Here is a 24,945-nt window from a genome sequence, read left to right as displayed (position 1 = left end):
ATCACGCTCCGGCCCGGATCACGTACTCGCGGCCGTGCACGCCGCGCATTTGCCGAAGATCTCGACGGTGTGCTCGGTCTCGGTGAAGCCGTGCCCGGTGCCGACCCTGGCGACCCAGTCCTCCAGCTCCGGACCCTCCACCTCCACCGTCGTGCCGCACGACCGGCAGACCAGGTGGTGGTGGTGACCGGGGCGGCACTTGCGGAACACGGCCTCGCCGCCCGGCAGGTACGTCATGTCGATCTCCCCGGCCGCGGCCAGGGACTGGAGCGTCCGGTACATGGTGCTCAAGCCGACCGACGATCCCTGCGTGCGCAGCCGGTGGTGCAGCGTCTGGGCGCTCTGGAACTCCGGGGTCTCCGCCAGGAGCCGCTGCACCGCCAGGCGCTGCTTGGTGTTCCTGACCTGCGTGCCGCCCAACGTCTTTCCTCCCATGCTGTCTGCCGCCACCCCTGTCCGGGCTGGAACAACACCGCCTTGGCCAGCCTTCCCGGCCGTCGACGGCCCCGGCACCGAGCGCCCCGGCGACGGCTCACCGCACGCGCCGAGCTTGCCGCACTCGCCGCCGTCACCCGGCCTGCCGCCTGACGGCATCGCCTGGTGACGCGGCGGGTCGCCGGACGCTTCGCGCCGGTGCCTCGCCCATTCTGGCGCACCGTGTTCTACAGGCTCACTCGTAGGGGTTCTTCGGCTTCCGGACAGGGTGCACGCTACGGCCACGCAACTCCTGGGCGGAGGACTGCTCGCCCCGCCGTTCCCGCCAGGTGCCGACGACCTGAACCCATTTGCCCTCCCGCGGCATGGGCAGCCCTTTCACCAGCACCTGGAACGGGATCGCGTCCCCGGCGCAGCAGCTCATCTGCAACCGGGTGAGGTACCAGCCGTCCTGCTTCTTGTTGCGCACCACGAAGCCCGTCAGCTCGACCGGTACTCCGGCAATGGCGTTCGTCATGCCGGTCTGGGCGTCGTAGGCACGGCCGATGAACTCGCCGATCGGCATCACCACCGGGCCCTTGGAGGCATCCAGAGCCATCGAGTCCTGAGTGGCCGGCAACGGTGTGGCGGGACGGCGGGCACTGGGCGCCGCCGCACCGGCCGCGTTGCGCTCGGCCGTGAACGCGCCGAGCGCGGGCGGCGCGATGACGAACAGGGCGAGCACCGGCAGGCACAGAAGCCAGGCCACCCGAGGCCCATGCCCGGGTCCGTGATCGTGCCCGTGCCCATGTCCGGGTTCATGTCCATGTCCATGTCCATGTTCGGGCTCGTGCTCGTGTCCGGCGTCGTGCCCGTGTCCAGGTCCGGGCCCGTACCCAAGTTCGTGCCCGGGTCCAGATCCGTGCCCATGTCTGGGTTCGTGCCCTAGTTCAGGTCCGGGTCCGGGTCTGGCTTCATGGCCGCGCCCGAGTTCATATCCGTGCCCGTCGCCCTGTCCGTCGCCGTGGTCGCCCCGCTGAGCATCGGCCCCGCTCTCCGCCACACCGACGCGATCAGCGCGGTCAGCGCGGTCAGCGCGGTCAGCGCGGTCAGCGCGGTCAGCGCGGTCAGCGCGGTCGGTGGTGCGGCGTTCGGGGCGTAGCCCGGTCACGCCCAGGGCGACGACGATGAACGCGGCGCCCACCAGCGGCCAGCGCAGGGCCGGCTTCACGTAGTTGACGTACTCGCCGGTCGACATGGTGATCCACAACATCGCCAGGCCGAGCGTGATCAGCAGTAGGTTCTGCGCATACCGGTTCACGTCAGGGCCTCCCCCACGATGATGCTCACCGTCACGGCGAGCACGAAGGTCAGCGGGATGAACCGGATCGCGAAGCTGCGCCCGAAGAACCCGGTCTGCAACGCGATGAGCTTGAGGTCGACCATCGGCCCCACCACCAGGAAGGCCAGCTTGGCGGTGGGCGAGAACGCGGTGAGGCTCGCCGCGACGAACGCGTCGGCCTCCGAGCAGATGCTCATCAGCACCGCCAGCACCGCCAGCGTCAGCACCGAGAGGACCGGCACCCCGGCGATCCCCGTCACCCACTCGCGAGGGACGACGACGTTGATGGTCGCGGCGGCGGCCCCGCCGACCACCAGGAAGCCCCCGGCGTGCATCAGGTCATGGCGCATCGCCTCCGCGAACGCCTCCCACCGCCGCCCGGCGGCGGCCTCGGGCCGTCTCGGGACCCGGAGCCAGCGTCCCCGCCCGAACCACAACCACGCCCATCCGGCCAGCACCGCCACCAGCAGCGAGGCCACGAACCGTCCGGCGACCATCGCGGGCTGGCCGGGGAAGGCGATCGCGGTCGCCACCAGGACGATCGGGTTGATCGCCGGTGCCGCCAGCAGGAAGGTCAGCGCCGCCGCCGGCGCGACCCCGCGCGCCATCAGCCCGCCCGCCACCGGGACCGACGCGCACTCGCACCCCGGCAGGACGGCACCGAGCGCGCCCGCCACCGGCACGGCCGCCGCAGGCCGACGGGGAAGCACCCGCGTCCACACCCGGGCGGGGACGAACGCGGTGATCGCCGCCGACAGCGCCACCCCGAACACCAGGAACGGCAACGCCTGCACGCAGATCGCGATGAAGATCGTCGCCCAGGCGTCGAGCGCGCCCACCTGAAGCCGCGGCGCTACCCACAACCGCCCGGCGACCAGGACCAGCGCCAGGAGCGCGAACGTGCCCGCCGCCCGACGCCCGGGACTCGCTCTCCGGGGCGGCGCCCAGTCCGCGGGCGGCAGTTCCGCGTACGGCTCGGGCGGCCCCGGCATCGTCGTCGTCCGTTCCATACAACGAATCGTGTCAAAGCCGAGCGCCGCCCGCGCCGATTCCGCGCCCCTGTGGATAACCGGGGGCTGTGCTTATGGCCTGGCCGTTTGCAAGCGGGCGTTTCCCCTGAACCCGACCCCATCGGCGAGGACACCGATCCGCGGTGAACCCCTCCCCGATGGGCGTCGTCTTGGAGCAGCCCGACGTCCGCCCTGAAGGTGGTCACGCACCAACCACCCGACGAAAGGCAAAGCAATGGCCACCACCAACACCCCGCCAAGACCACCAAGGCCGCGACCACCAAGCGCCCGCAGGCCGCCCGTACCGCCACCGGCAAGGGCAACCGCCGCCAACCCCGCCACGGCGTCGCCCGCTCCCGAGCAGGCCGTGCCCACCGCCCAGCCCCGGCCGCCAAGCCCAAGGCCCCGCAGCCCTACATCCACAAGGACCGCACCCGGCGCGGCACCGGCAACCGGGTTCAAGTGCTGGACCTGCGCGGGGTGGACGCCCCCGCCGACGCCATCGCGCCGGGCGAGGCCGGCGGTAAGCCGCTGAACTACGCCACCCGCCGCGTCACCCACGACACCCACACCCACCACGCCACCTACGCCGCCGCCTACCGCGCCGCCAAGACCTCCGCCGACTGGTGCGCCCAGTGCACCACCGCCGACCCGGTTGAGAAGCCCGCCGTCGAGTAACACCGGCCCGAACACGCCACAGCATCCCCGGCCGCCCGGCTGAGGGCGTTTTTGCTGTTCCAGGGATAGGGGCGGGCCGGTGCGATGCGAGGGACGCACCGGCCCGCCCGACACAAGCCGCGCCCCGGCCCGGCCGCCCGCAACGGGGGAAGCGGCGGCCGGGACCGGGAACACAGCCCCCCACCTCCGGGCAGGGCATGGACTCCCCGCCCGGTTGGACGCGGCGACCATGGCGACGCTGCAAGCGCGCCAGGCCGCCGCCGCACACCGGGCCTAGGGCCGAGCCGAGGCGCGCCCGGCCCAGCCGCCTGCCGTCCGCCTACGGGCCACCCTGCGCCCCCGGTGATGAGCCCGGCCCCGCAGCCCCGCCGCAGGCCGGGCACGGCGACTCCACCACCTTGGACGGGCGGTCGATGTCTCCGACGTGCACCACCACCCCCGCGCCCAGACACACCTTGCACCCTGGGAAGGTCTGCGCCGCCGAGGTCTCCCACACGGGCTCGAACCCGCCGTCGTCCTGCTCATCGGCTCCGCGTTCGGCAGGCTCGTTGTCCTCACCGACCCAGCCCAGCCCGTGACAGAACAGGCAACCGAACCGCAGCGGCCCCAGCCGCTTCTCGCCGGTGCCGCCACAGTCGGGGCATTCGAGCCGATCTGTCACACCGTCCCCGCTCCGTTGCACACCACGCAGGTCACCTTGCGGGTCTTGCCGTTGTCGCTGACCTCCTGGGTGCCCGACCCCTTGCACGCCGAACACGTCACCTTCTTACCGTGCTTGCCCATCGTCAGCCCTTCTTGTTCGACCGGCCCGGCACCCGCTCACCGAGGCCGCCGCCCTTCAGCGATCAACCGCTCCCGCAACTCGATCCCGGTCGCCGCCCGCACGAACAAAGCCTTGCCCGCCACCGCGAACCACACCCCGGCCGCCGCATCGGCCACAAACCCCACACCGGGAAACTCAGCCCGCAACACCGCCAGGAACTCCCCGGCGTCCGGCACCGCCTCCGGGGCGGAAACCGGCCGGGGGCACGGCTCGGGCCACATTCCCAACTCGATCATCTGCGACGGCGAGGGCGTCACGACGCCACCCACGACACGCCCCGGTCCGCGCCGACCTGCCGCAACGCGCCCTTGATCTGCACCAGCGCGTCAGTGGGGTTGTCGGCCTCGCACAACCACACCGTCCCGCTCCAGCAGAACCACCACCGGTCCCCGTCGTCCTGGCGGGGCCGCGCCTCGATCTCCAGCGCCCGCGACCCCGGCCCCGCCGATACCTTGAACCGCGTCTCCGACAGCATGGTCACCGTCAGCTTGTGCCCCCGCACCATCCCCGCCAACGCCGCCGTGAACGCCGCCCCATGCGGATCGCCCACCCGCTCGGTGTCGGCCTCACGCGTCCTGTCCAAGGACCCCACAGCACCCTCCTCGCCGGTAACGACATGCAGTGCGTTACGAACACGCTAGGAAGGTGGTGGGGACGGAACCCGTACTCCAGTAAAGGTAAAGATCCCGCACTTTTGTGCGGGTCAGATAACCCCCGCGCGGTGAGCGAGCCCACGGAGTTGGGGCGTGCCGGCGCGGTGTTCGCGCTTCATCAGCGCTGTGAGCAGGTCGTGAGTCCGAGGGTCGTATCTCACCAGTTCGGGGGAGATGTTCTCGGCCTCCACCAGTACGTTCACCGCAGCGGCGTCCTTCCGCTGCTGCCCGTACGCGCGGGCGAGGTCGAGACGGACTTGCGTGCGGCGGCCTCTCAGTCCCGGAGCGAGCCGGGTCACGTCCAACGATTCCCCGACGTCGACAGCACGTCGGGGATCGCCGAAGGTCACAGCTGCTGACAACTCGTGGATGCGCACGTTGGTCGGGCCGAACGCGGTCCAGAAGTGGTTACGGTCGCTGCCGAGGGCATCGGCTGCACGCTGCGCTTGCTCAAGGTTGGCATCCACCTCGGCGCGGTCGAACTGGCGGGCGGCGGCGATGACGGCGACCAGGTGGAGCCCGCCCCACAACGACAGGCGTTGCGGATTCGGCTTGGTGAGGACCGGTCCCAGGGCGGCGGCGGCCTGGAGCGCGAGGATCTTGGCCTTCTCGGGCTCACGCATCCGGATGAAGACGTAGCCGAGACGGTAGGCGCTGACCGCCGCCAGCAACGGGTTGTCCGCGTCTCGTGCGGCCGAGACCGATCGATCGGCGGCGGTCCACGCCAGTTCGGTCTCGGCAACGCGGTTCAGCGTGGTGGCGACGGAATGGTAGATCAGCGCCCGCAACGTGTGCGCGGTCCGGCGTTGGCGGGTGGGCACGGCGTGGGCTGCCTGCTCGACGGCGGTGATCAGGCCGGGTAGACGCTGCCCTGCCGCGTCGTAATGCGTCGCCTGGTAGAGCCGATTCACCGCGCGTAGTTCGTGGCTGAGCCAGTTCAGGTCCGGCGGTCGGGCTTGGGCGCTGTCGGGGGCGATGATGGCGGGCAGGGTGTCGTAACGGGTCATGGCGTTCCGGATCAGCTCGGCCGCCTGGTAGCGCTTCACCCCGCCTCCCGTCTCATTCGCGATCAGGTCGTCCACCGGCAAGCCCAGTACCTCGGCGAGGTGGGTGAGAACCGAGTGGCTGTCGATGTTGCGGACGCCGCGTTCGACCTGGCTCAGCCGGCTTTCCGAGCGTCCGACCAGTCCGGCGAGGACGATTTGCGACAGGCCCCGGCTTCGGCGTGCGCGAGCGATCCGCTGCCCGATCTCCTTGCGTGTGCTCTCCACCTGACCACCCCAGTCGCGAAGCCTCTACTCGTCTCCGACCAGTTCGCCCAGCTCTTGCACAATGCGTTCCCAGGCTGGCATCCGGGCATGTGCGGGCGCAGCCGGATCGAACAACACCCGCACCCCCATCTCCCTCAACGCCTCCACGTTCGCGCCGAAAGCCCTGTGCCGGGCCAGCGCGTCCTTGAGTAGGGGCACGGCCAGGATCGGCACCCCGAACCCCATCAGCTCGCACAGCAGAGCGACCGCGAAATTATCGGCGATGCCCGTCGCCCACTTGTTGACGGTGTTGAACGTCGCAGGTGCGACCACCACCGCATCGGCACTGGGCAACCCATTGGGCTCACCCGGCATCCGGTAGTCCGAACGCACCCGTTCCCCGGTGAGCTCGGCCAGCACATCGACATCGACGAACCGGCGCCCCAGCGGAGTCGTGATCACGCATACCTGCCAGCCGTCACTCTGTGCGAGTTCCACCAGCCGCGCAACATCGGCCGCAGCCGGAGCCGCGCACGCCACTACATAGAGAATCCGTTCCCCACCACCACGCACATAGCGCAGCCTAACCACCTGAATCGAGCCCGACCGGCAGGCGGTTTAACGAAGGGCCGGTAGGCGGTGTAAGCGTTACACCCGCCCGCGTGCAGGCGCGTCGGCCCGTGTGCGTTAACGTGCGCCCCTGGCAGGGCCAACGTGGCCCCGCCCCAGGTCAGGGCACTGCCTACCGGCAACTCTGGATGACTCAGTCCTGGACGAGATTTCGTTGGTAGGCGCGGGCCAGCCGGCGTGGGACCCGCAGGACACGCCCCTCGACCGTGATCGGCACCAGGTCTGGTGCCGACGCCTTCCATTGCGCCCGCCGCTTGCGCGTGTTGCTGCGCGACATCTTCCGTTTCGGAACGGCCACCGGAATCTCCTACCAGCTCGACTTGACGACGCCGGGCAGCTCGCCGCGGTGGGCCATCTCCCGGAACCGGACGCGCGACAGCCCGAACCGCCGCAGGTGCCCGCGCGGGCGGCCGTCGACGGCGTCCCGGTTGCGGACGCGCGTGGCGCTGGCGTCCCGCGGCTGGCGCCGCAGTTCGCGAGCGGCCTGCTCCCTAGCCTCCGCGCCGGTGTGCGGTGAGGCGATGATCGCCTTCAGTTCCGCGCGCCGCTCGGCGTGCCGGGCGACGATCATCCTGCGCCGCTCGTTCGCCGCGACCTTGCTCTTCTTGGCCATCAGACCTTCTTCCTCCGGACCTCGTTGCGTGCCATGTCCACTCCTTGTTGGGAGCGTCCATCATAATGGGAACGATTATCATTATGCTAACAGGGTAGCGAGGCAACGCGGAGTGGACGGGGTCAGCCGGGCGGCTCTTTCGCGTCGGCGACGGGTGGACGCGGGGCCCGCCCTGATCGGTTTGAGTGGCAGTGCCCGCCCGGTGCCCGCCCCGGGCGGCCGGTACGGGTCTCGTCGCCGAAGGAGCGCATGGTGATCGTTCTCGGTTTCAACGGCTTCAGCAAGGGCGCCGAGCTGTTCGCGCGCTTCTACCGCGCCACCGGGATCGACCGGCACATGCTCTTCGGCCACGACTCCGGGGCCGCCCTCGTGGTGGACGGCACGCTGGTGGCCGCCGTCGAGGAGGAGCGCCTCAACCGGGAGAAGAAGACCTCCGCCTTCCCCCGCAACGCCGTCCGCTGGGTGCTGGACGAGGCCGGGCTGTCGCTGGACGACGTGGACGCGTTCGCGTTCTCCTGGCGCTTCTCCGACGAGGTGCTGGGCGCGATGATCTCCGAGATCAGCGACGGCGAGGGCACCGCCGAGCAGAAGTTCAACCGGCTGCGGCGTCTCACCACCATCTACGACGGCATGTTCAGCCGGGCGGCCGTGCTGGGCGACTTCGAGGAGCACACCGGGTTCCGGCCGGACGACGCCCGGCTGCACACCGTGCCGCACCACATCTCCCACCTGATGTGCGGGTACGCCGTTTCCGGCGGGCGCGACGCGGCATTCCTCGTCAGCGACGGCCGCGCCGAATGGTTGTCGTGCATCATGGGCGAAGTCCGCGACGGGAAAGTGCGCGTGTTCGACGACGCGAGCATTGACTCCCGCCACTCCCTGGCCATGCTCTTCGGCGTGATCACCCGCTATTTGGGATTCACTCCGAACAACGACGAATACAAAGTCATGGGATTGGCGGGATATGCCGAGCCCGCCGGAACGCCGCCCGGGAACCCCTTCCTGGAGCACGTCCTGACCCTGCGCCCCGGCGGCACCTACGAGATCCCGTTCCATCCGCGCGCCGTCCGCGCCTACTACGAGCTGTTCGACCGCATCTTCGGGACGGCCCCAGACGGCCGCGAGGACTTCGACTTCCGCGTCCGCGTCGCCCGCGCCGCGCAGGAACTGGTCGAGGTCGCCACCGCCCACCAGGTGGCCGCGCTGCGCGAGCGCAGCGACCTGCCCCGGCTGGTGTTCGAGGGCGGCCTGGCCCTCAACTGCGTGAACAACACCAAGCTGCTGGAGGGCTCGGGCTACGACGAGGTCGAGGTCAGCTACGGGGCCAGCGACCCGGGCGTGGCGATCGGCGCGGCCTTCCACGTCGCGCACGGGGCGGGCGACACGATCGCCGCGCCCGTCTCGCCCTACCTGGGCCCGGAGTTCGACGAAGCGGAGATCACCGCCGTCCTCGCCCGCTACGCCGACCGCGTCCGCGTCCGGGAGTTGGAGGACGTGCCCGCCGAGACCGCGCGGCTGCTCCAGGAGAAGGTCGTCGTCGGCTGGTACCAGGGCCGGACCGAGTACGGTCCCCGTGCGCTCGGCAACCGCAGCATCCTCGCCAACCCCAGGTTCGACGACATCAAGGACATCATCAACACGCGCATCAAGCACCGGGAGCCGTTCCGGCCGTTCGCGCCCGTGGTGCTGGAGGACGTCGCCCCCGAGGTCTTCGCCATGGGGAAGAAGCGGACGTCCCCGTACATGACGTTCGTCTTCCCCGTGCGGCCCGAGCACGTCGAGGGCATCCCCGGCGCCGCCCACGTGGACGGGACCTCGCGCATCCAGACGGTCACGCCGGAGGGCAACCCGCTCATGGCCGCCCTGCTCAGCGAGTTCACCGCGCTGACCGGCGTCCCGTGCCTGATCAACACCTCGTTCAACATCGCCGGGGAGCCCATCGTGAGCGCGCCCGTGGACGCCGTCGAGTGCTTCCTCAAGACCGAGATGGACTACCTGGTGCTCGGCCGCCACCTGGTCACCAAGGTGTGACCCTCGGCAGGAACGCCAGCCGCAGCGCGCCGCCGGTCCCGGCGGCGAGGGCGGCGAGGTCGCCGGTGCGGTGCGGGGGCCGGTCGTCGAGCACCACGACGGCCGGCCCGCGCGCGTCCAGGAGCAGGCGCGCGCAGAAGCCCACCACGTCTGGTGCGGCCACATCCCCGCCGAGCAGCAGGAACCGCGTCGCGCCCTTGCCCGGCGCGGCGCTCAGCATGGTCAGCCGCTCCCGCCCTGGAGCGTTCCCCCTGGCGTGCGCCATGAAGTAGAGCGTCCCGCCTGCGGCCTGGGCGTTCTCCCGTAACGCGGGCAGGCGTTCGGTCCGCCAACGGGCCAGCTCAGGCGGCAGGCCGGTGGTGCCGAGGGGACGGGCGGCGGTCAGTCCCGCCCGGTCCAGCAGACGGGTCAGCGTCACCGGGGCGACCTGGACGCCGAGGTCGCGCAGCAACAATTCGCATAACGCGGTCCGCGTCCACAACTCGCCATCTAAGCCCTGCTCGCGCGGCCCCTGCCCGGCCAGCCGGACCAGCACCTCGTGCATCTGCTCCCACATCAGTTTCGGCGGCCGTCCCGGCACGGGACGGGCCCGCAGCGCGCCCGCGCCGCCCTCCCGATAGGCGGCCAGCCAGCCGTACACCGTGGAGCGCCGCAGTCCCAGCCGCTCCGCCACATCGCCGGGCCGCGCTCCTTCTTCCACCACCCAGCGCACCGCGCGAAAGCGCAGCTCTTCCAGGGTCCGGTGGTCGAGCTTCCGGCCGTCGTCCTCGCGCACCCGGACACATGATCAAAGTCCAGTTACTTTTGAACGCGATAAAGGGCTGAGAAAGGGCCCGGGAAAGGCGTGACGTTCCCTTGTCGGCCATGACATCATTTGACAAATAGGACTTTTCGCCCGGTTGCGGAGGGACGCTGAATTGATCACCGAGAACCGGCGGATATGCCGCTGAGGGTGCTGGTGTGCGACGCGCTCCCGCTCGTCCGGGACGGGCTGCACACCATACTGGAGGCCCAGCAGGACGTGGAGGTGCTGGACACCACCGAGAGCGGCATCCACGCGATCATGCTCGCCCGGACCCGGCGTCCCGACGTGGTCATCACCGGGCTCCAGCCGCGCGGCGTGTCCGGCCTGGAGCTGATCCGGCGGCTGCGCGCGGAGGGCCTGGACCCCGAGCCGCGGGTGGTGGTGTTCACCATGACCCACAACGACGAGACGGTGACCGAGGTGTTGCGCGCCGGGGCCAACGGCCTGCTCGCCCAGGACGCCACCCGGGAGGAGGTCGTCGCCACGATCCGGGCGGCGGCGCGCGGGCAGACGATGCTCTCCCCCGCGATCACCGAGCGGCTGGTCGACTGGTTCCGCCAGCGCGAGGTGTACCCGCGCGAGCTGCTGCGCCCGGCCGTCGCCGCGCTGACCCCGCGCGAACGGCAGGTGTTGCTGCTCGTCGCGCAGGGCCGCTCGACGGAGGAGGTGGCGGGCGAGCTGTTCATCGGCGTCAGCACCGTCCGCACCCACCTGCACCGGCTGCGCGCCAAGCTCGACCTCAAGGACCGGGCGCAGCTCGTGTCGTTCGCCTACCGGTCCGGGCTCATGTCGCACTGATCCCCAGCGCCCGGCGGGCGCGGTCGGCGACGGCCTCCGGCGTGATGCCGGCGCGGGCGACCAGATACGCCTGGTCGCCCGCGCCGGGCACGAACGCATCCGGCACCGCGACGCGGAGGACGCGCGGGCCGTCCGGCAGTTCGGCCGCCGCTTCGGCGACGGCCGAGCCGAGCCCACCGGACGCCCAGTGCTCCTCAACGGTGACGACCGGGGAGCCGTTCAGGATGGCCTGGACGTCCAAGGGCCGCACCGTGTGGACGTTCAGCACGCGCGCCTGCACGCCGTCCGCCGCCAGCAGGTCGGCCGCGCCCAAAGCCGCCAGCACCGGGTACGGACCGGTGGCGGCGATCGTGACGTCCCCGCCGTCCCGCAACGGCTGGGCCCGGCCGAGCCGCAGCGGCTCCAGGCCGGGCGGCGGTTCCGGCGCGGCCTTGCGCCCCAGCCGCATGTAGACGGGGCCGGGCACGTCCGCGCACTGGCGGATCAGCTCCTCGGCGGCCGACGCGGCGTGCGGCACGAGCACCGTCATCCCTGGTAGCAGCCGCATCACCGCGAGGTCCTCCAGGGAGTGGTGGGTGGGGCCGAGGTGCCCGGCGGCGAGGCCGTCATGGGTCGCCATGATCCGTACCGGCAACCCGCACAGCGCGATGTCGATCTTGACGGCCTCCAGCGCGCGGGTCGCCGCGAACGCCGCCATCGTGTTGACGTACGGGACGAACCCGGACTGCGCGAGCCCGGCCGCCACGCCCATCAGGTTCTGCTCGGCGATGCCGAGGTTGACGTAGCGTGCGGCCGTCCCGCCGAAGTCGATCCCCGCGAACAGCCCGGTGTCGCTGTCCAGGCACACCGCGCGGGCGTCGGCGGCCAGCAGCTCCGGCACCAAGTCCCGGTAGGCGTCCCGGCACGCCCGCGCGCTCACCGGCCCTCCTGCCCGGACGTCCGACGCGTCGCCCGGAGGACGGCTTGGGCGCGTCGCCGCTGCCGATCACCGAGGCGGGCGTAGTGGCTGCGCACCTGGCCTTCCACGAACGGCAGGCCCCGGCCTTTGACCGTACGGGCCAGGACCACCGCCGGGCGGCCCGGCGGCCCGGGTTTGCCGAGCACGTCCACCAGCGCGCCGAGATCGTGGCCGTCCACCTCGTGCACCGTCCAGCCGAATGTCCGCCACCGGTCGGCCAGCGGTTCCAGCTCGATGACGTCCTCGGTGCCGCCGGTGATCTGGAGGCCGTTGCGATCGACGACGGCGGTCAGCCCGTCCAGCCGTAGGGACGCGGCGGCCATCGCGGCCTCCCACACCGACCCTTCCTGCAACTCGCCGTCGCCGAGCACCACAAAGCAACGCCGCGCCGATCCCGACAACCTCGCGGCCAGCGCGAACCCGACGCCGAGCGGCAGGCCGTGCCCGAGCGAACCCGACGGCACCTCGACGCCGGGGATCGCGGGCGTCGGATGCGCGGAGAACGCACTACCCGGCTCGGCATACCCGGCGAGGTCCTCGGCCGGGAAGAACCCCCGTTCCGCCAGCACTGCATACAGGCCGATGCCCGCGTGCCCCTTACTCAGCACGAGCCGGTCCCGGTCGGGCGCGGCCGGATCGGCAGGGTCGATGCGCAGCACCGCGAAATACAGCGACACGAGGATTTCCACCAGCGACATCGAGCCGCCTAGATGGCCGCCCTCAGCCCCGGCGCACATCTCGACGATCCGTTCGCGCACGCGCGCGCAGTGCGCATCCAGTTCCGTCGCCTCGACCGGCTCCCTCACCCGTTGCCTCCTTCTTTGGTGTTCGCGGCCAGTTCGATGCGGGTCGCCTCGCCTGCCAGGGCTCGGGTGAGCGGCTGGGCGCGACGTCCGTCCGCGACCAGCACCTCGGGGACTCCGGCGGTGAGCGCTTCGCGGGCGGCGACGAGCTTGAGGCCCATGCCGCCGTCCCGGTGCGGGGGCGGGCCGTCCGGCGGCACCGCGCAGGTGGCGAGCACGGATGTCTCGTCCGTCGGGTCGGCCAGGACGCCGGGCGCTCCGGTGAGCAGCACCAACGTTCCGGCGCCCACGGCGGCGGCGACGGCAGCCGCCACTCGGTCGGCGTCGGCGTTGACCGGGCGGCCGTCCTCCGCCAGCGCGGGCGGCCCTACGACCGGCAGCGCCCCCGCCGCGAGCAGCGTGTGCAGCAGCGCGGCGTCCACGCCGGTGATCCGGCCGCTGTGCACGTCGCGGACGACGACGCGCCGCCCGTCCTCCCACGCCCGGTGCGCGGCCTTGCGGCGAGCGCGCAGCAGCCCGCCGTCCACGCCGCTGAGCCCGACCGCGCGGACGCCGTGCGCGAGCAGGCAGGCCACCAGGCGCGGCCGGACCAGCCCGGCGAGCGCGAGTTGCACCACCTCCAGCGTCGCCGCGTCGGTGTGCCGGGTGGTGATGCCGTCCGGCGCGGTGAGCCGCCGCGCGGGCACGCCGAGCCGCGCGCCGAGCCGGTCGATGTCGGCGGAGCCGCCGTGCACGAGCACCACGGGACGCCCGGCGCGGACGGTCTCGGCCACGTCGGCGCACACGGCGTCCGGGTCCACCGCCGCGTGGCCGCCGACCTTCACCACAAGAGGGCGCTGCGCGGGCATCAGACGGGGTGCAGGCCGGGGAAGGCCAGGCCGGTCCGCTCCGGCCAGCCCCGGCGCACGTTGAAGGACTGCACCGCGCCGCCCGCGCCGCCCTTGACGAGGTTGTCCAGCGCGGCGACGAGCGTGGCGCGGCCCTGGCCGTCCGTCGCGAACCCGACATCGCAGAAGTTGGAGCCCGAGAGGATCTTCGGATCGGGCAGCCGGTGCGGGCCGCGCCGCTGCGCCACCAGCCGCACGAACGGCTCCACGGCGTACCGCTCCCGATAGGCGCGCCACAGGTCCCGCTCCCCGACACCCTCGACCAGGCGGACGTGGCAGAGCACCTGCACGCCGCGCACCGCCTCGACGCCGGTCGCGGTCATTCGCACCGACAGCCCGGTGGCCTGGGCGATCTCCGCTTCGTGCCGGTGCCCGGTAGGCGCGAACACCCGGAGCGCGCCGCTGCGTTCGGCGTGGGTGTTGGCGGGCCCGGCGGTGGCCCCCGAGCCGCTGGAACCGGTGCGGGCGTCCACGATCACGTCCGGCTCGATCAGCTCGACGGCCGGGGCCAGGGCCAGGATCGCGGCGGTCGCCATGCAGCCGGGCACGCTGATCCGGTCGGCGTCGGCCAGCTCCTTGCGGTGCAGCTCGGGCAGGCCGCAGGCGAAGCCGTCGAGCAGGCCGGGCGCGGTGTGCGGCTCGCCGTAGTAGCGGGCGAAGGCGGCGGGGTCGCGGAGCCGGAAGTCGGCCGACAGGTCCACCACCTGCCCGGCCAGGCCCAGAAACTCCGGCATCCGCGCCATCGTCTGCTTGTGCGGCGTCGCCAGGAACAGCACGTCCACCGGCTCCAATGACTCCGGCGAGACAAACGCGAGGTCGGTGACGCCGCGCAGGTTGGGGTGGGCCGTGTCCACGCGGCGTCCGGCCAACCGCGTGGACGTCGCCGTCGCCACCTCGACGTGCGGATGCCCGAGCAGCAGCCGCAGCAACTCCCCGCCGATGTAACCGGAGGCCCCGACGACCCCGGCGCGCACGCGCTCAGGCATCGGACCTCCGCGCGACCAGGTGGTCGGCGATGCGTCCGGCGACGTCCACGCCGGTGGCCTCCTGGAATCCGGTGAACTCCACGCCGTGGTTGACCTCCAGCACGTGGACGCGGCCCTCGGCGTCCTCGATCAGGTCCACCCCGGCGATCTCCGCGCCGGTCGCGTCGGCCGCCCGGACCGCGAGCTTGGCGTGGTCGGGACGCGGCGCGAGCCGCTGGGCGGACGCGCCGCGCGCGACGTTGGCCCGCCACTCCCCCGCCCGGTGCCAGGTCGCGCCGAGCGCTTCGCCGCCGACCACCACGATCCGGATGTTGCGGCCGCCGTCGATGAGCTCCTGCGCGAGGACGATGTGCGCGCGAGGCGAGGGCAGCGCGGCGACGTGCTCCAGGACGGCGGCGGCCATGGCACGGTCCGACACGCGGGTGACCAGCCGCCCCCACGAGCCGACCAGCGGCTTGACGACGGCGGGGTAGCCCAGCTCGTCGAGCGCGGTGAGCGCCGCCTCCGGCGTCAGCGCGAGGTGTGTGCGCGGGATGGGCAGGCCCGCCTGGCGCAGGGCCAGCGCGGTGCGCCACTTGTCGCCGCAGACCTCGGTGGCGGCGGCGGCGTTCACGACGACGGACCCCTGCGCCTCCAGCAGCGTGGCGGCGTACGCGGCGCGCGCCTGCCCGATCTCGCGGTTGAGCACCAGCGGCCGGTCCCCGGCGGGCCCGGCCGGCGTCCCGGACAGCGTGCGCGTGTCCGCGTGCGCGCAGTCCACGCCGCGGTCCCGCAGCGCCGCCAGGACACGTTTCTCCTCCGTCCGCACCCGCGAGGCGAGCACGACGACCGGGCCGCTCACTCGCCCCAGTCCTCCTCGACCTCCGGCGCGGGGGCGAGCGCGACCGGGTCCACGCCGACGACCTCCAGCTCGCCGGCGCACTCGGGGCAGGCGACGATCTCGTTGAGGTGGGGCGGTTCGGCGAGGGCCACCGCGCCCTCGCACTCCGGGCAGCTGATCATGGTTGTCCCTTCGGGGCGGGGCGGCCGGGCGGCACGCGCTGCGATCGTAGGGAGACCGGTGCCGAAGCGGGCGTCGGCCAGGCGTCGAACCGGGGTGGACGCGGAGGGGCGGCCGGGTGGACGCGGCCGGGCCGCCGGGGTCGACGCGCGGCTGACGGAGGCCCGGCGGGGCGCGTGTGAGCATGGCCCGAGCGACGATCCCCGGAGAGCAGGGAGCCGCATGGCCGTGCCCGCTTACCGCCCCCTGACCGTGGTGCAACTGCCGCCCGTGCCGGGCCCCGGCGTGCTGGACGACCTCGCCGAACTCGCCGCACGCGGCCGGGTGCTGGCCGTCGGCCGCCCGGCCCCGGCGGACGCGCTGCGCGCTCGCGGCCTGGCGGTGCTGACCGGGCAGGACGCCGGCGCGCTCGGCGTCCTGCTGGACCATGCCGACGTCGTGACGGCCGAGGTGAAGACCGTCGCCGACGTGCTGGCCCTCGCCCGCGACCTCGCCGCCGACCACGTGCGGCTCGCCCCCGGCACGAAAGACGTGGATCTGGGCGACCTAGCCGCTGACGTGGTCGTATGCGCCCAAGACACACTGTCGCCCCTGGCCGGGACGCGGCTGTGGCGGACCGCAGCAGCCGCCGCCGACCTCGAACTGCTCTCCCGAGCCGTCCAGATCTCCTCGGTGTCGGGCGACGAGCGAGACGTGGCCGATTTCCTCGCCGCGTGGTGCGTCGAACAGGGCTTGGACGCAACCGTGGACGCGGTGGGCAACCTGGTAGCGACACGCGGGACAGGCCCCCGGCGGCTGCTGCTGCTCGGGCACCTCGACACCGTCCCGCACCGCTGGCCCGCGCGCTGGCACGGCGAGGTCCTGACCGGGCGCGGCAGCGTGGACGCGAAGGCGAGCCTGGTCGCCTACCTCCAGACGCTCGCCGAGCTGGACGTCCCCGCCGACGCCCAGGTTCGCGTGGTCGGCGCGGTGCAGGAGGAGACCACCTCCAACGGCGCGTTCCACGTCCGTGACCACTACCCTGCCGACGCGGTCGTGGTCGGCGAGCCGAGCGGAGCGCACGCGCTGACCGTCGGCTACTACGGCCTGTGCAAGATCCGCTTGGCGGTGCGCGAGCCCACCGCGCACACCGCCGGACGGGGCGTGCGCACCGCCGCAGACCGGCTGGTGGACGCGGCGGCGGCCGTCCGGTCCGCAGTGGCCCTGCTCAGCCCGGACGCGCTGGTGGCGGTGCTCGGCGTGGACGCCCGCAACCGGGGCGACGTACAAGCCGGAGAGGCGGTGATCGACGTGCGGGTGCCACCGCGCACCGCCACCACGGACCTGCGCGCCGCCGTCCGCGCGTCCGTCGAAGCACCGGTGACCGTCGAGTTCCTGCGCTGCACGCCGGGCGTCGCGACGCCGCGCTCGACCGGCCTGGTCCGCGCGTTCACGCGGGCGCTGCGCGCGGCGGGCAGCACGCCCCGGCACCTGGCGAAGAAGGGCAGCAGCGACATGAACACCCTGGCCACGACGTGGACGGACGTGCCGATGGTCGCCTACGGCCCCGGCGACGCCCGCCTCGACCACACCCCGCACGAACGGCTCGACGCCGCCGAGTACCGGCACGCCCGGACGGTGCTGGCGGCGGCCGTCCGCGACTGGCTCAACTCTCCGGCCTGACCCTGCGCGCGGCGAGCGGCACCAGCGGCAACGAGCCCAGCACCAGCAGCGCGGCCAGCGCGAACGTCGCGGAGTAGCTCAGCTCGGCCACCGCGCCGCCGACGAACCCCGCGATGCCCACCGCCACGTCGAAGAAGGAGCTGACCGCGCCGAGCGCCGCGCCCCGCTCCGACTCGGGCGCGCGGTCGATCGTGATCAGCGCCAGCGACGGGTAGAGCAGCGTGAACCCGCCGCCCGCGACCAGCGCGCCCAGCGCGGTGACCCACCACGACGGCGCGAAGCCGATGAGCAGCAGCCCCGCCGCCTCGCACACGCTGGACACCACGATCACCGTGACCGGGCCGACGCGGTCGGGCAGCCGCCCGGCCAGCAGCCGCACCCCCACGTACGCGGCGCTGAACACGCTGAGCAGCACCGGCCCGTTGGGGATGCCGCGATCGGCCAGCGCCAGCGCGCCGAAGCTGACGAGCACGGCGTAGCCGAACGCGCCCGCGCCGAGCGAGAGGCCGGGCAGGATCGCGGCGGGCGGCAGCAGGCGGCGGGAGACGGCCGCACCGATCTCCTCGTCACGCGGCAGCCGGGACAACACGAGCAGCGCGACCACGGGCAGGGCGATAGCGGCGGCCCACACGGCGGCGTACGAGCCAGTCCGGTAGAGCACTTCGCCGAGGACGGGTCCGGCCATGAACCCGCTCCACATGGCCAGCCCATACCAACCGACGACCTGGCCACGACGGTGCTCGGGCGCGAGCTGCACCGTCCACACGGACCCGGCGGTGAACAGCAGCGCCTCACCGACCCCCATCACGAGCCGAGCGGCGAACAACCCGGGCAGCCCTAACGGCAACGTGTAGAGCACCCCAACAACCACGGCAATGGCCGACCCTGCCACCATCACCCGCCGACACCCGAACCGCTGCGCGAGCTGCCCGCCGTAAGGCCGAGCGAGCAACGCGACCACGGCCGTACACGTGAACGCGGCCCCGACGACGAACGGCGACCCGCCGTAGTCCCCCACCACGAGCCGAGGCAGCACGGGCACGACCGCCCCGAACCCGGCGAACGTGGTGAACAGAGCGACGAGCAGCCCCGCGAACACCTTCCACCAGGCAGGCCCCGGCGCGGCGGGCGGAGTCTCCGGGGATGTGTCTTGGGGGAGGCGCTCCATCAGCTCAGTCCGCGCGTGTTGCCGCCGTCGGCCAGCAACACCGTCCCGGTGACGAACGACGCCTGCTCGCTGGCCAGGAACGCCGCCAGCGCGCCGAAGTCCTCCGCCCTTCCTACCCGGCCTAGCGGCAGGCCCTTCGCCACCTCCGCTACGGCCTGCTCGACGTCCTCGCCGAACTGCGCGTCCAGAGCCGGAGTGCGGTGGAAGCCCGGGGCCAGCACGTTCACCGTCACGCCCTGCGCACCCAGCGAGTGCACCAGCCCCTTCGCGAAGCCGAGCACGCCCAGCCGCGCCACCGCCGACAGCGCCGTGTCGGCGAGCGGCTGCCGGACGGCCTCCGAGGTGATCATCACGATGCGGCCCCAGCCCGCCCGGGTCAGATACGGCAGGGCCGCCAGCGCCACGGCCACGTGCGGGACGGTGTTGTCGGCGAGCGCTTCGCGGTAGGTCCCGGTGTCGAAGGCGTCCACGGGGCCGTGCGGAACCCCGCCGGAGTTCGTCACCACGATGTGCAGCGCGCCCAGCTCGGCGGCCGTGTCCCGCACCCACGCGGCGGCCGCGTCGTCGTCGGTCAGGTCCACGGACGTGCTGGTCACCCGGCCGGGGCCGCAGGCGTCGATCTCCGCGTGCGCGCGGGCCAGCCGGTCGGGGTCGCGGGCGCAGATCGCCACGTGCGCCCCCTCGGCGGCCAGGGTGCGGGCGACGGCGAGCCCCAGCCCGCTGCTCGCCGCCGCCACCAGGGCGACCCGCCCGGTCAGTCCGAGGTCCATCGTGTCTCCTCCCTCTCGCGCGCCCGGCGCGCCGTCGTCGGTGGGTCCGGCGGCCTCTCGATCAGGGCCGTAGCGGGTAGCGGTAGCGGCGCAGCAGCGGCCCGGCGAGCGCGGTGGCGACCGCCGCGTCGCGCGGCGACAACCCGTCCCGCCAGGAGCCGTCCGGCCGGATCGCGACCGGGCCGCGCCGCAGCCGGTCGGGGTTGCCGGTGACGGTGTGGTTGACGCCGAGGACGGCGGTGCCGTCGGCGGTCACGGGCGGGTCGCCGGGCAGCCCGGCGAACGCCATCACCCGCGCGAGCGTCGTGCGCGGTTCGGCGGCCAGGTCCTCGTGGCGGACGCGCAGGTAGCGGCCTGCGGCGGCGCGGCCCGCCAGCTCGGACGCGGTGTTCGCGCCGGTCCAGTGGCGGGTGCTGTCGGTCGGCGTGCGCGGGTCGATGTAGTCCTTGCTCTTGCGGTAGGAGTACGCGATGGCTCGGGGGTCGCGGACGAGGTGGACGATGCGGAGGTCGATGTCCGGCCGGCCGAGGAGCGCCGCAGGCTCGGCCGGGTACTTCGAGCCGTCCACAATGGTGCGGGCCCCGCTGTGCCGGGCCACGGTCTCGTAGAGATTGACCATCTGATCCAGGGCTTCGCGCACACCGGGGGCGGCCTGGCCACCCCGGGCCTCGGCCAGGCGGCGCGCGGTGTGGCGCGTGCGCAGCAACGTCTGCTGCCAGGTCTCCATGCGTCGGGCCAGGTCGGGATCCTGTCCGGCCAGGACCGCCGACCACAGGGCGCAGTCGGCCAGGTCCTTGCCGCATCCGCACAGCGTGTTGGTGCCGGTGCGCAGGACGCCGTTGCGCCACAGGTAGTGCAGCTCCCCCGCGTGGAACACGTCGGGCAGCTCGTTGAGGACGTTGCCGAGCAGGGTGCTCCCCGTGCGCAGCCATCCCGTGATGTACAGGACGCGTACGGGCGCGTCAGTCATCGGCCAGCAGGAGGAAGTGTTGCGGCAGGTGCAGGGCCAGGCCGCTGCGCGTGCGCGCCTCCACGAGGTCGGTGCCGTCCGGGCCCGCCCCCTGGCGCAGGACGAGCGAGCCCACGCCCGGGTCGAGCAGCGTGACGGCGGCCTTGAAGTCGCCCAGCAGCACTTGATTCGCCGCGATCATCCGCGTGCGGGACACCGTGATCCCCGCCGCGTTGAGCTGGCCCAGCAGACCGTCGCGGACGAGCCGCCAGTAGACGGCCGGGTGGACGACCGCGCCGTCGCACGAGCCGCCCGTCGTCTCCACCTCGGCGGCGGCCGTCGTCAGCACGTCGCCCAGGTCACCGGCCAGGGGGCCGCGACGTGCCTGCGGGAGCGTCAGCAGGCCCTCGATCACGCCGTCCGGGGTGCCGTGCAGCAGCGCCTCGTTCTCCACCGCCGACAGGCGCACCAGCACGCGGTAGTCGATGAAGGCCGCCAGCAGCGACGGCTCGTCCACCAGGCCCTTGGGCAGCGGGACGGTGACCGCCAGGTCGGTCAGGGCGGCGGACCGGATGGACGGCGTGAACCCCGACTCCGGCACGCTCGCGTAGGTCGTGCCCGCCTGCGCGGGGCCGGGCGGCGGCGCTTCGTGCACGTACGGGACGGCGCGGTCGGGCACCGTCGCCGTCTTCAGCAGATGCCGCACCGCGTAGCGCGGGCGCGTGCCGAACAGCGGGAACGACTGCGGAAGCGCGACCCGGAACGGCACGACGACGTCGGTGCCCTGCGGAGCCCCCGCCACGGCCCAGGCGAACTCCTCGCCTGGCGTGCGGCGGTCGAGAACGGGGTCCGCCAACGCGACGCGCTGCGCTGCATGGTCGATGGACATGCGTGTCCCTTCTACCGGGTTCAGCTCTGCCGGGTTCAGCTCAAGCCGATCTCAGCTAAGGACACCGTCGGTCTCCGCACATCCACACGACGAGGACGGATCTCAACGCCACGTTGACATCCGTCTCCATGGTCTCATTACGCGGGCCCGCCCACGTGTCCACATGTTGTCGACGCCGGGAGGTTTCCGCGCCTCCGGGCCGCCTCGCAAGATGCGGGCATGCCGACCCTTCCGACAGCAGACGCCGACGCCTGGCGCGCCTCCGGCTGGTGGCGCGACGAGACCTTCCTTGACGACCTGCGCCGGGCCGCCCGCGCCACCCCCGACCGGACCGCGCTCGTCACCCGGCACGTCGCCGGCGGCCCGCGCGAGACGCTGACGTGGGCCGAGCTCGCCGACACCGTCGAGCGGCTGGCGGCGGGCCTGGCCGGGCTCGGCGTGCGACGCGGCGACGTGGTCGCGGCCCAACTGCCCAACGACTGGCGGTTCGTCGCGCTCACCCTCGCGTGCGCGCGGGTCGGCGCGGCCATCGGCCCGATCGTGCCGATCATGCGCCGCCGGGAGGTCGAGTTCGCGTTGCGGCTGACCGGGAGCCCCGTCTACGTCGCGGCGGCCGAGTGGCGCGGCTTCTCCTACGGCGACATGGCGGCCGAGATCGCCGCCGACGTGCCCGGCCTGCGGCACCGGGTGCTGCTCGGCGCGCCCGAGAGCGGCGGGCCCGGCGTCCTGGACTTCGACCGCGACCTGCTCGGCGGCGACTGGACGCCCGTCCCGGCGGACGCGGCGGCCGGGCCGGACGACCCCTTCCAGGTGATCTTCACGTCGGGGACGACCGGCGAGCCCAAGGGCGTCGTCCACTCGCACAACACCCTCTACGCCATGAACAAGGCGCAGGCCGACGTCCTGCACCTGACCGGCGACGAGGTGACCGCGATGGGCTCCCCGACCACCCACCAAGCGGGCTTCACCTGGAACTTCCTCATGCCGCTGCTGCTCGGCGCGACGTCCGTCCAGGTGGACGTGTGGGACGCCGAAGCGATGTTGCAGATCATGGAGGAGGAGGGCGTCAGCTTCTTCATGGGCGCGCCGACGTTCCTGGCCGATCTCATCGAGGCGCAGCGCGGCGCGCCGCGCGACCTGTCGCGGCTCGGCGTGTTCGCCACGGGCAGCGCGCCGATCCCGCCGGTGGTGGTCGAGCAGGCCCGGGAGGTGCTGGGCTGCCGCCTCTACGCGCTGTGGGGCATGACCGAGAACGGCTGCGTCACGATCACCCGGCCGGAGGACCCGCCGATGCGCGTGGCCGAGAGCGACGGCACGCCCGTCCCGGGCATGGAGGTGCGCGTCGCGGGCGGTGACGCGGGGGCCGTCGGGGCGCTCCAGGTGCGCGGCGCGAGCCAGTGCCTCGGCTACTTCCACCGGGCCGAGGTGTACGCGGCGTCGCTGACGCCGGACGGCTGGTTCGACACCGGCGACCTGGCGCGCGACGACGGGTACGGCGGCATCCGCATCGCCGGGCGGGTCAAGGACCTCATCTCGCGCGGCGCGGAGAAGATCCCGGTCGTGGAGGTCGAGGCGGCCCTGCTGCGGCACGGGGCCGTCCGGGACGTCGCGGTGGTCGGCTACCCCGACGAGCGGCTGGGCGAGCGGGCCTGCGCGGTGCTGGTCTGCACGGGCTCCCGGCCGAGCCTCGCCGACGTCCAGGCGCACCTGGCCGGGCTGGGCATGGCCAAGCAGTACTGGCCCGAGCGGCTGGAGTTCGCCGACGCCCTGCCCAAGACCCCCTCCGGCAAGATCCAGAAGTTCGTGCTCCGCGAGCGGTTGCGCGGCGAAGGCTGAGGAGACCCATGGACTTCGCGTTCTCCCCCGACCAGGAGGCCCTGGCCAAGCGGATCCGGGAGTTCACCGCCGACCGGATGGCCCCGCTCGCCGCCGAGGCCGACCGCACGGGCCGCTTCCGCGACGGCCTGTTCGCCGAACTGGCCGCGCAGGAGTTGTTCGCCCTGGGCGTGCCCACGGCCTACGGCGGGCGCGGCGCGGACTCGGTGAGCCTCGGCATCGCGCTGGAAGAGCTGGCGGCGGGCGACCTGACACCCTGCTACGCCGTGCTGAACGCGGCGCTGATCGGGGCGATCCTGGACAACAACGCGACCGCCGAGCAGTGCCGACGCTGGTTGCCCGCCGTCGCCGCCGGGGAATCCGTGCTGGCGCTGTGCCTGACCGAGCCCGACCACGGGACGGACGCGGCGAACGTGGAGATGCGGGCGGACGAATCCGGAAGCGGCTGGACGCTGCACGGCGTGAAAACGTCCACCATGCTCGGCGCGTACGCGACGCACGGCCTGGTGTTCGCCCGGACAGGCGGCGCAGGCGCGCGAGGCGTCACCGCCTTCTTCACGCCGCTGGACGCGCCCGGAATCACCCGCACCCCACTACACGACCTGGGCAGCCGTTCCGGTGGCCGCTCCACCCTGACGTTCGACGGCGTGGCCGTGGAGCAGGACAACGTCATCGGCGGGCCCGGCCTGGGGTTCATCCAGGTGATGCGCGGGTTCGACTACTCGCGGGCCCTGATCGCGCTGATGGCCGTGGGCGCGGCGTCGGCCTCCCTGCGCGAGGCGTTCGACCATGCCCGCGTCCGGGAGACGTTCGGCCGCCCGATCGGGATGTACCAGGGCGTCGCGTTCCCGCTGGTCGAGCACGCGACCGCCCTGCACATGGCCCGCCTCGTCGCGTACGAGGCACTGTGGCGCAAGGACGCGGGCCTCGACCACCGCAAGGAGGCGAACATGGCCAAGTGGTGGGCCCCGAAAGCCGCCGTGGACGCCGCCCACCAAGCCCTGCTCACCTTCGGCCACCAAGCCTGGTCCGAGGACCTGCCGCTCGCCCGCCGCCTCCGCGACCTGATCGGCACCGAGCTGGGCGACGGCACCGCCGGGGCCACCCGCCTGGTGCTCGCCCGCCAGCTCCTGGGCCGCGACCACGCTCCCTAGGACGGTGCCACGCCTGCGGCGATGACGGCGGCCACCTCGGCAACGCTGGTGATCTCGGGGAACTGAACCAGCCACCAGGTGGCACCGGCCTGCCGGTAGGGCTCGGGGTCGTCGCCCGGAGGGCCGCCCACCGCCACCTCGAAGCCGTCGAGTCCGCCCCGGCGACGTTCGATCTCGGCGAGCATCTCACGCAGCCCGTCGGGCGTGGTCTCCGGGCACAGGCCGTCGAACCGGGCGGCCCGCCGCAGCGGACCCGGCTTGACCGACTGGGCGGCGACCCAGATCGGGATGCGCGGGCGCTGGACCGGGCGCGGCAGGAACCGCAGCCCCTCGACGCGGTAGTGGCGTCCCCGGTGGTCCACCGGTGCGCCCGACCACATCCGGCAGATGACGTCCAGGCCCTCGTCGAGCATCTCGGCGCGCGTGCGCGCGTCGTCGACCTCGCCCAGCCTGGACAGCTCGCCGCCGTTGTCGCCGCCGAGCCCCACGCCCAGGACGAAGCGTCCCGCGCTGAGCTGGTCGATCGCGACGGCCTGGCGCGCCACCTCCTGCGGCCTGCGGCGCGACAGCGGGGTGACCCTGGTGCCGATCGTGACGCGTCCGGTGCGCGCGGCGATGGCCGCCAGCGCGATCCACGCGTCACAGACGGCGAGGTCGGGCCGGTCCGGCCGCACGAGGTGATCCCACAGGAACACCCCGTCGAACCCGGCCTCCTCCGCCCGCGCCGCCAGGTCGGCGAGCACGGCGGGGTCGGCCAGCTCACCGAAGGGCGGAAGGTACAGCGCGTGCCGCATCGGGCTCTCCTCTCGACGGGCCGTACCCGATCACATCCCGCC

Annotated in this window: 30 protein-coding genes; 7 read left to right on the top strand and 23 right to left on the bottom strand. The window is 73.0% G+C overall.

Annotated elements, in window-relative coordinates; genetic code table 11:
• Nucleotides 1-18: 18 nt before the first annotated feature.
• Entirely contained in the window at nt 19-420 is a 402-nt protein-coding gene (locus tag AH6_RS12900) for a Fur family transcriptional regulator (RefSeq protein WP_245679294.1), read from the bottom strand.
• Between the two features lie 250 nt (nt 421-670).
• On the bottom strand, nt 671-1,477 hold the full coding sequence (locus tag AH6_RS46585) for a TIGR03943 family putative permease subunit (RefSeq protein ID WP_169807845.1): 807 nt from the start codon (nt 1,475-1,477) through the stop codon (nt 671-673).
• Here AH6_RS46585 and AH6_RS45850 point away from each other — a divergent pair.
• Nucleotides 1,391-1,576, top strand: coding sequence for a hypothetical protein (locus tag AH6_RS45850; RefSeq protein WP_067478914.1), 186 nt, complete (start codon nt 1,391-1,393; stop codon nt 1,574-1,576). The genes AH6_RS46585 and AH6_RS45850 overlap by 87 nt on opposite strands.
• A gap of 155 nt (nt 1,577-1,731) precedes the next feature.
• On the opposite strand, the gene AH6_RS12885 is transcribed toward AH6_RS45850, so the two are convergent.
• Complete coding sequence (locus tag AH6_RS12885; RefSeq protein ID WP_067478911.1) at nt 1,732-2,766, bottom strand: permease; 1,035 nt, start codon at nt 2,764-2,766, stop codon at nt 1,732-1,734.
• 198 nt (nt 2,767-2,964) lie between these two features.
• Between AH6_RS12885 and AH6_RS12880 the strand changes: the two genes are divergently transcribed.
• A complete protein-coding gene (locus tag AH6_RS12880; RefSeq protein WP_067478907.1) occupies nt 2,965-3,444 on the top strand; it encodes a hypothetical protein in 480 nt (159 codons plus the stop codon).
• A 319-nt stretch (nt 3,445-3,763) separates the two neighbouring features.
• Here the strand turns inward: AH6_RS12880 and AH6_RS12875 are convergent, their stop codons facing one another.
• From AH6_RS12875 to rpsN, 8 genes are all read right to left on the bottom strand, one after another.
• A complete protein-coding gene (locus tag AH6_RS12875; RefSeq protein WP_067478904.1) occupies nt 3,764-4,105 on the bottom strand; it encodes a hypothetical protein in 342 nt (113 codons plus the stop codon).
• Complete coding sequence (locus AH6_RS46580) at nt 4,102-4,227, bottom strand: hypothetical protein (protein WP_281180225.1); 126 nt, start codon at nt 4,225-4,227, stop codon at nt 4,102-4,104. Before AH6_RS46580 ends, AH6_RS12875 begins: the two co-directional genes overlap by 4 nt.
• 36 nt (nt 4,228-4,263) lie before the next feature.
• Nucleotides 4,264-4,524 carry a hypothetical protein gene (locus tag AH6_RS12870; RefSeq protein WP_157431430.1) on the bottom strand — a complete coding sequence of 87 codons (261 nt, stop codon included), beginning with the start codon at nt 4,522-4,524 and terminating at the stop codon, nt 4,264-4,266.
• Entirely contained in the window at nt 4,521-4,850 is a 330-nt protein-coding gene (locus tag AH6_RS12865) for a hypothetical protein (protein WP_157431429.1), read from the bottom strand. Before AH6_RS12865 ends, AH6_RS12870 begins: the two co-directional genes overlap by 4 nt.
• A gap of 120 nt (nt 4,851-4,970) precedes the next feature.
• Nucleotides 4,971-6,191, bottom strand: a complete 1,221-nt coding sequence (locus AH6_RS12860) for a helix-turn-helix domain-containing protein (protein ID WP_083982711.1) — start codon at nt 6,189-6,191, stop codon at nt 4,971-4,973.
• 24 nt (nt 6,192-6,215) lie between these two features.
• Nucleotides 6,216-6,710 carry a flavoprotein gene (locus AH6_RS12855; protein ID WP_281180227.1) on the bottom strand — a complete coding sequence of 165 codons (495 nt, stop codon included), beginning with the start codon at nt 6,708-6,710 and terminating at the stop codon, nt 6,216-6,218.
• Between the two features lie 223 nt (nt 6,711-6,933).
• Nucleotides 6,934-7,098 carry a 50S ribosomal protein L32 gene (gene rpmF, locus AH6_RS42325; protein WP_083982709.1) on the bottom strand — a complete coding sequence of 55 codons (165 nt, stop codon included), beginning with the start codon at nt 7,096-7,098 and terminating at the stop codon, nt 6,934-6,936.
• Nucleotides 7,099-7,107: 9 nt separating this feature from the next.
• Nucleotides 7,108-7,413, bottom strand: a complete 306-nt coding sequence (gene rpsN / locus AH6_RS12850; protein WP_067478892.1) for a 30S ribosomal protein S14 — start codon at nt 7,411-7,413, stop codon at nt 7,108-7,110.
• Between the two features lie 249 nt (nt 7,414-7,662).
• On the opposite strand from rpsN, the gene AH6_RS12845 reads away from it, so the two are divergent.
• Nucleotides 7,663-9,444: a carbamoyltransferase family protein gene (locus tag AH6_RS12845; protein WP_218005795.1), complete on the top strand. Its 1,782-nt coding sequence runs from the start codon at nt 7,663-7,665 to the stop codon at nt 9,442-9,444.
• On the opposite strand, the gene AH6_RS12840 is transcribed toward AH6_RS12845, so the two are convergent.
• Complete coding sequence (locus AH6_RS12840; RefSeq protein WP_067478889.1) at nt 9,431-10,219, bottom strand: helix-turn-helix domain-containing protein; 789 nt, start codon at nt 10,217-10,219, stop codon at nt 9,431-9,433. The two genes, AH6_RS12845 and AH6_RS12840, sit on opposite strands and share 14 nt — an antisense overlap.
• 165 nt (nt 10,220-10,384) lie before the next feature.
• Between AH6_RS12840 and AH6_RS12835 the strand changes: the two genes are divergently transcribed.
• Complete coding sequence (locus AH6_RS12835) at nt 10,385-11,047, top strand: response regulator (RefSeq protein WP_067478886.1); 663 nt, start codon at nt 10,385-10,387, stop codon at nt 11,045-11,047.
• On the opposite strand, the gene AH6_RS12830 is transcribed toward AH6_RS12835, so the two are convergent.
• Genes AH6_RS12830 through lysW form a run of 6 tightly spaced genes read right to left on the bottom strand, consistent with a single transcriptional unit; the run spans nt 11,034 to nt 15,683 of the window.
• Nucleotides 11,034-11,966 carry a transketolase family protein gene (locus tag AH6_RS12830; protein ID WP_067478883.1) on the bottom strand — a complete coding sequence of 311 codons (933 nt, stop codon included), beginning with the start codon at nt 11,964-11,966 and terminating at the stop codon, nt 11,034-11,036. The two genes, AH6_RS12835 and AH6_RS12830, sit on opposite strands and share 14 nt — an antisense overlap.
• Nucleotides 11,963-12,811, bottom strand: coding sequence for a transketolase (locus tag AH6_RS12825; RefSeq protein WP_245679292.1), 849 nt, complete (start codon nt 12,809-12,811; stop codon nt 11,963-11,965). The genes AH6_RS12830 and AH6_RS12825 overlap by 4 nt, the downstream gene beginning before the upstream one ends.
• Nucleotides 12,808-13,656 carry a [LysW]-aminoadipate kinase gene (locus tag AH6_RS12820; protein ID WP_067478880.1) on the bottom strand — a complete coding sequence of 283 codons (849 nt, stop codon included), beginning with the start codon at nt 13,654-13,656 and terminating at the stop codon, nt 12,808-12,810. The genes AH6_RS12825 and AH6_RS12820 overlap by 4 nt, the downstream gene beginning before the upstream one ends.
• Nucleotides 13,656-14,681 (bottom strand): N-acetyl-gamma-glutamyl-phosphate reductase, encoded by a 1,026-nt coding sequence (gene argC / locus AH6_RS12815; RefSeq protein ID WP_067478877.1) that lies wholly within the window; start codon nt 14,679-14,681, stop codon nt 13,656-13,658. Before argC ends, AH6_RS12820 begins: the two co-directional genes overlap by 1 nt.
• Nucleotides 14,674-15,522 (bottom strand): RimK family alpha-L-glutamate ligase, encoded by an 849-nt coding sequence (locus AH6_RS12810; RefSeq protein WP_218005794.1) that lies wholly within the window; start codon nt 15,520-15,522, stop codon nt 14,674-14,676. Before AH6_RS12810 ends, argC begins: the two co-directional genes overlap by 8 nt.
• On the bottom strand, nt 15,519-15,683 hold the full coding sequence (gene lysW, locus AH6_RS45285; protein ID WP_067478873.1) for a lysine biosynthesis protein LysW: 165 nt from the start codon (nt 15,681-15,683) through the stop codon (nt 15,519-15,521). Before lysW ends, AH6_RS12810 begins: the two co-directional genes overlap by 4 nt.
• Before the next feature lie 220 nt (nt 15,684-15,903).
• Between lysW and AH6_RS12800 the strand changes: the two genes are divergently transcribed.
• Nucleotides 15,904-17,343 carry a M20/M25/M40 family metallo-hydrolase gene (locus AH6_RS12800; protein ID WP_067478870.1) on the top strand — a complete coding sequence of 480 codons (1,440 nt, stop codon included), beginning with the start codon at nt 15,904-15,906 and terminating at the stop codon, nt 17,341-17,343.
• On the opposite strand, the gene AH6_RS12795 is transcribed toward AH6_RS12800, so the two are convergent.
• The 4 genes from AH6_RS12795 to AH6_RS12780 form a co-directional block, all read right to left on the bottom strand.
• The gene (locus AH6_RS12795) at nt 17,327-18,511 is read right to left on the bottom strand and encodes an MFS transporter (protein WP_083982705.1); all 1,185 of its coding nucleotides are present in this window, start codon (nt 18,509-18,511) and stop codon (nt 17,327-17,329) included. The two genes, AH6_RS12800 and AH6_RS12795, sit on opposite strands and share 17 nt — an antisense overlap.
• Nucleotides 18,511-19,281, bottom strand: a complete 771-nt coding sequence (locus tag AH6_RS12790; RefSeq protein WP_067478865.1) for an SDR family NAD(P)-dependent oxidoreductase — start codon at nt 19,279-19,281, stop codon at nt 18,511-18,513. Before AH6_RS12790 ends, AH6_RS12795 begins: the two co-directional genes overlap by 1 nt.
• A 61-nt stretch (nt 19,282-19,342) precedes the next feature.
• On the bottom strand, nt 19,343-20,251 hold the full coding sequence (locus AH6_RS12785) for a sulfotransferase family protein (RefSeq protein WP_067478862.1): 909 nt from the start codon (nt 20,249-20,251) through the stop codon (nt 19,343-19,345).
• Nucleotides 20,244-21,119: a family 3 encapsulin nanocompartment shell protein gene (locus AH6_RS12780; RefSeq protein WP_067478860.1), complete on the bottom strand. Its 876-nt coding sequence runs from the start codon at nt 21,117-21,119 to the stop codon at nt 20,244-20,246. Before AH6_RS12780 ends, AH6_RS12785 begins: the two co-directional genes overlap by 8 nt.
• A 219-nt stretch (nt 21,120-21,338) precedes the next feature.
• Between AH6_RS12780 and AH6_RS12775 the strand changes: the two genes are divergently transcribed.
• Nucleotides 21,339-22,955: an AMP-binding protein gene (locus tag AH6_RS12775; RefSeq protein ID WP_067478857.1), complete on the top strand. Its 1,617-nt coding sequence runs from the start codon at nt 21,339-21,341 to the stop codon at nt 22,953-22,955.
• A gap of 8 nt (nt 22,956-22,963) precedes the next feature.
• Nucleotides 22,964-24,109 (top strand): acyl-CoA dehydrogenase family protein, encoded by a 1,146-nt coding sequence (locus tag AH6_RS12770; protein ID WP_067478854.1) that lies wholly within the window; start codon nt 22,964-22,966, stop codon nt 24,107-24,109.
• On the opposite strand, the gene AH6_RS12765 is transcribed toward AH6_RS12770, so the two are convergent.
• Nucleotides 24,106-24,903: an LLM class flavin-dependent oxidoreductase gene (locus tag AH6_RS12765; protein WP_067478851.1), complete on the bottom strand. Its 798-nt coding sequence runs from the start codon at nt 24,901-24,903 to the stop codon at nt 24,106-24,108. The genes AH6_RS12770 and AH6_RS12765 overlap by 4 nt on opposite strands.
• Nucleotides 24,904-24,945 lie beyond the last annotated feature (42 nt).

It is taken from the genome of Actinomadura hibisca NBRC 15177 (genome assembly GCF_001552635.1).
Lineage (GTDB): Bacteria > Actinomycetota > Actinomycetes > Streptosporangiales > Streptosporangiaceae > Spirillospora > Spirillospora hibisca.
This window is presented reverse-complemented; position numbering and strand designations above follow the sequence as displayed.

What these genes read in the sequence shown, in the direction of transcription:
- AH6_RS45850 (WP_067478914.1), top strand. Translation starts at nt 1,391, where the DNA reads ATGGCCGCGCCCGAGTTCATATCCGTGCCCGTCGCCCTGTCCGTCGCC.
- AH6_RS12885 (WP_067478911.1), bottom strand. Translation starts at nt 2,766, where the DNA reads ATGGAACGGACGACGACGATGCCGGGGCCGCCCGAGCCGTACGCGGAA.
- AH6_RS46580 (WP_281180225.1), bottom strand. Translation starts at nt 4,227, where the DNA reads ATGGGCAAGCACGGTAAGAAGGTGACGTGTTCGGCGTGCAAGGGGTCG.
- rpsN (WP_067478892.1), bottom strand. Translation starts at nt 7,413, where the DNA reads ATGGCCAAGAAGAGCAAGGTCGCGGCGAACGAGCGGCGCAGGATGATC.
- AH6_RS12845 (WP_218005795.1), top strand. Translation starts at nt 7,663, where the DNA reads ATGGTGATCGTTCTCGGTTTCAACGGCTTCAGCAAGGGCGCCGAGCTG.
- AH6_RS12835 (WP_067478886.1), top strand. Translation starts at nt 10,385, where the DNA reads ATGCCGCTGAGGGTGCTGGTGTGCGACGCGCTCCCGCTCGTCCGGGAC.
- AH6_RS12820 (WP_067478880.1), bottom strand. Translation starts at nt 13,656, where the DNA reads ATGCCCGCGCAGCGCCCTCTTGTGGTGAAGGTCGGCGGCCACGCGGCG.
- argC (WP_067478877.1), bottom strand. Translation starts at nt 14,681, where the DNA reads ATGCCTGAGCGCGTGCGCGCCGGGGTCGTCGGGGCCTCCGGTTACATC.
- lysW (WP_067478873.1), bottom strand. Translation starts at nt 15,683, where the DNA reads ATGATCAGCTGCCCGGAGTGCGAGGGCGCGGTGGCCCTCGCCGAACCG.
- AH6_RS12800 (WP_067478870.1), top strand. Translation starts at nt 15,904, where the DNA reads ATGGCCGTGCCCGCTTACCGCCCCCTGACCGTGGTGCAACTGCCGCCC.
- AH6_RS12795 (WP_083982705.1), bottom strand. Translation starts at nt 18,511, where the DNA reads ATGGAGCGCCTCCCCCAAGACACATCCCCGGAGACTCCGCCCGCCGCG.
- AH6_RS12790 (WP_067478865.1), bottom strand. Translation starts at nt 19,281, where the DNA reads ATGGACCTCGGACTGACCGGGCGGGTCGCCCTGGTGGCGGCGGCGAGC.
- AH6_RS12785 (WP_067478862.1), bottom strand. Translation starts at nt 20,251, where the DNA reads ATGACTGACGCGCCCGTACGCGTCCTGTACATCACGGGATGGCTGCGC.
- AH6_RS12780 (WP_067478860.1), bottom strand. Translation starts at nt 21,119, where the DNA reads ATGTCCATCGACCATGCAGCGCAGCGCGTCGCGTTGGCGGACCCCGTT.
- AH6_RS12775 (WP_067478857.1), top strand. Translation starts at nt 21,339, where the DNA reads ATGCCGACCCTTCCGACAGCAGACGCCGACGCCTGGCGCGCCTCCGGC.
- AH6_RS12770 (WP_067478854.1), top strand. Translation starts at nt 22,964, where the DNA reads ATGGACTTCGCGTTCTCCCCCGACCAGGAGGCCCTGGCCAAGCGGATC.
- AH6_RS12765 (WP_067478851.1), bottom strand. Translation starts at nt 24,903, where the DNA reads ATGCGGCACGCGCTGTACCTTCCGCCCTTCGGTGAGCTGGCCGACCCC.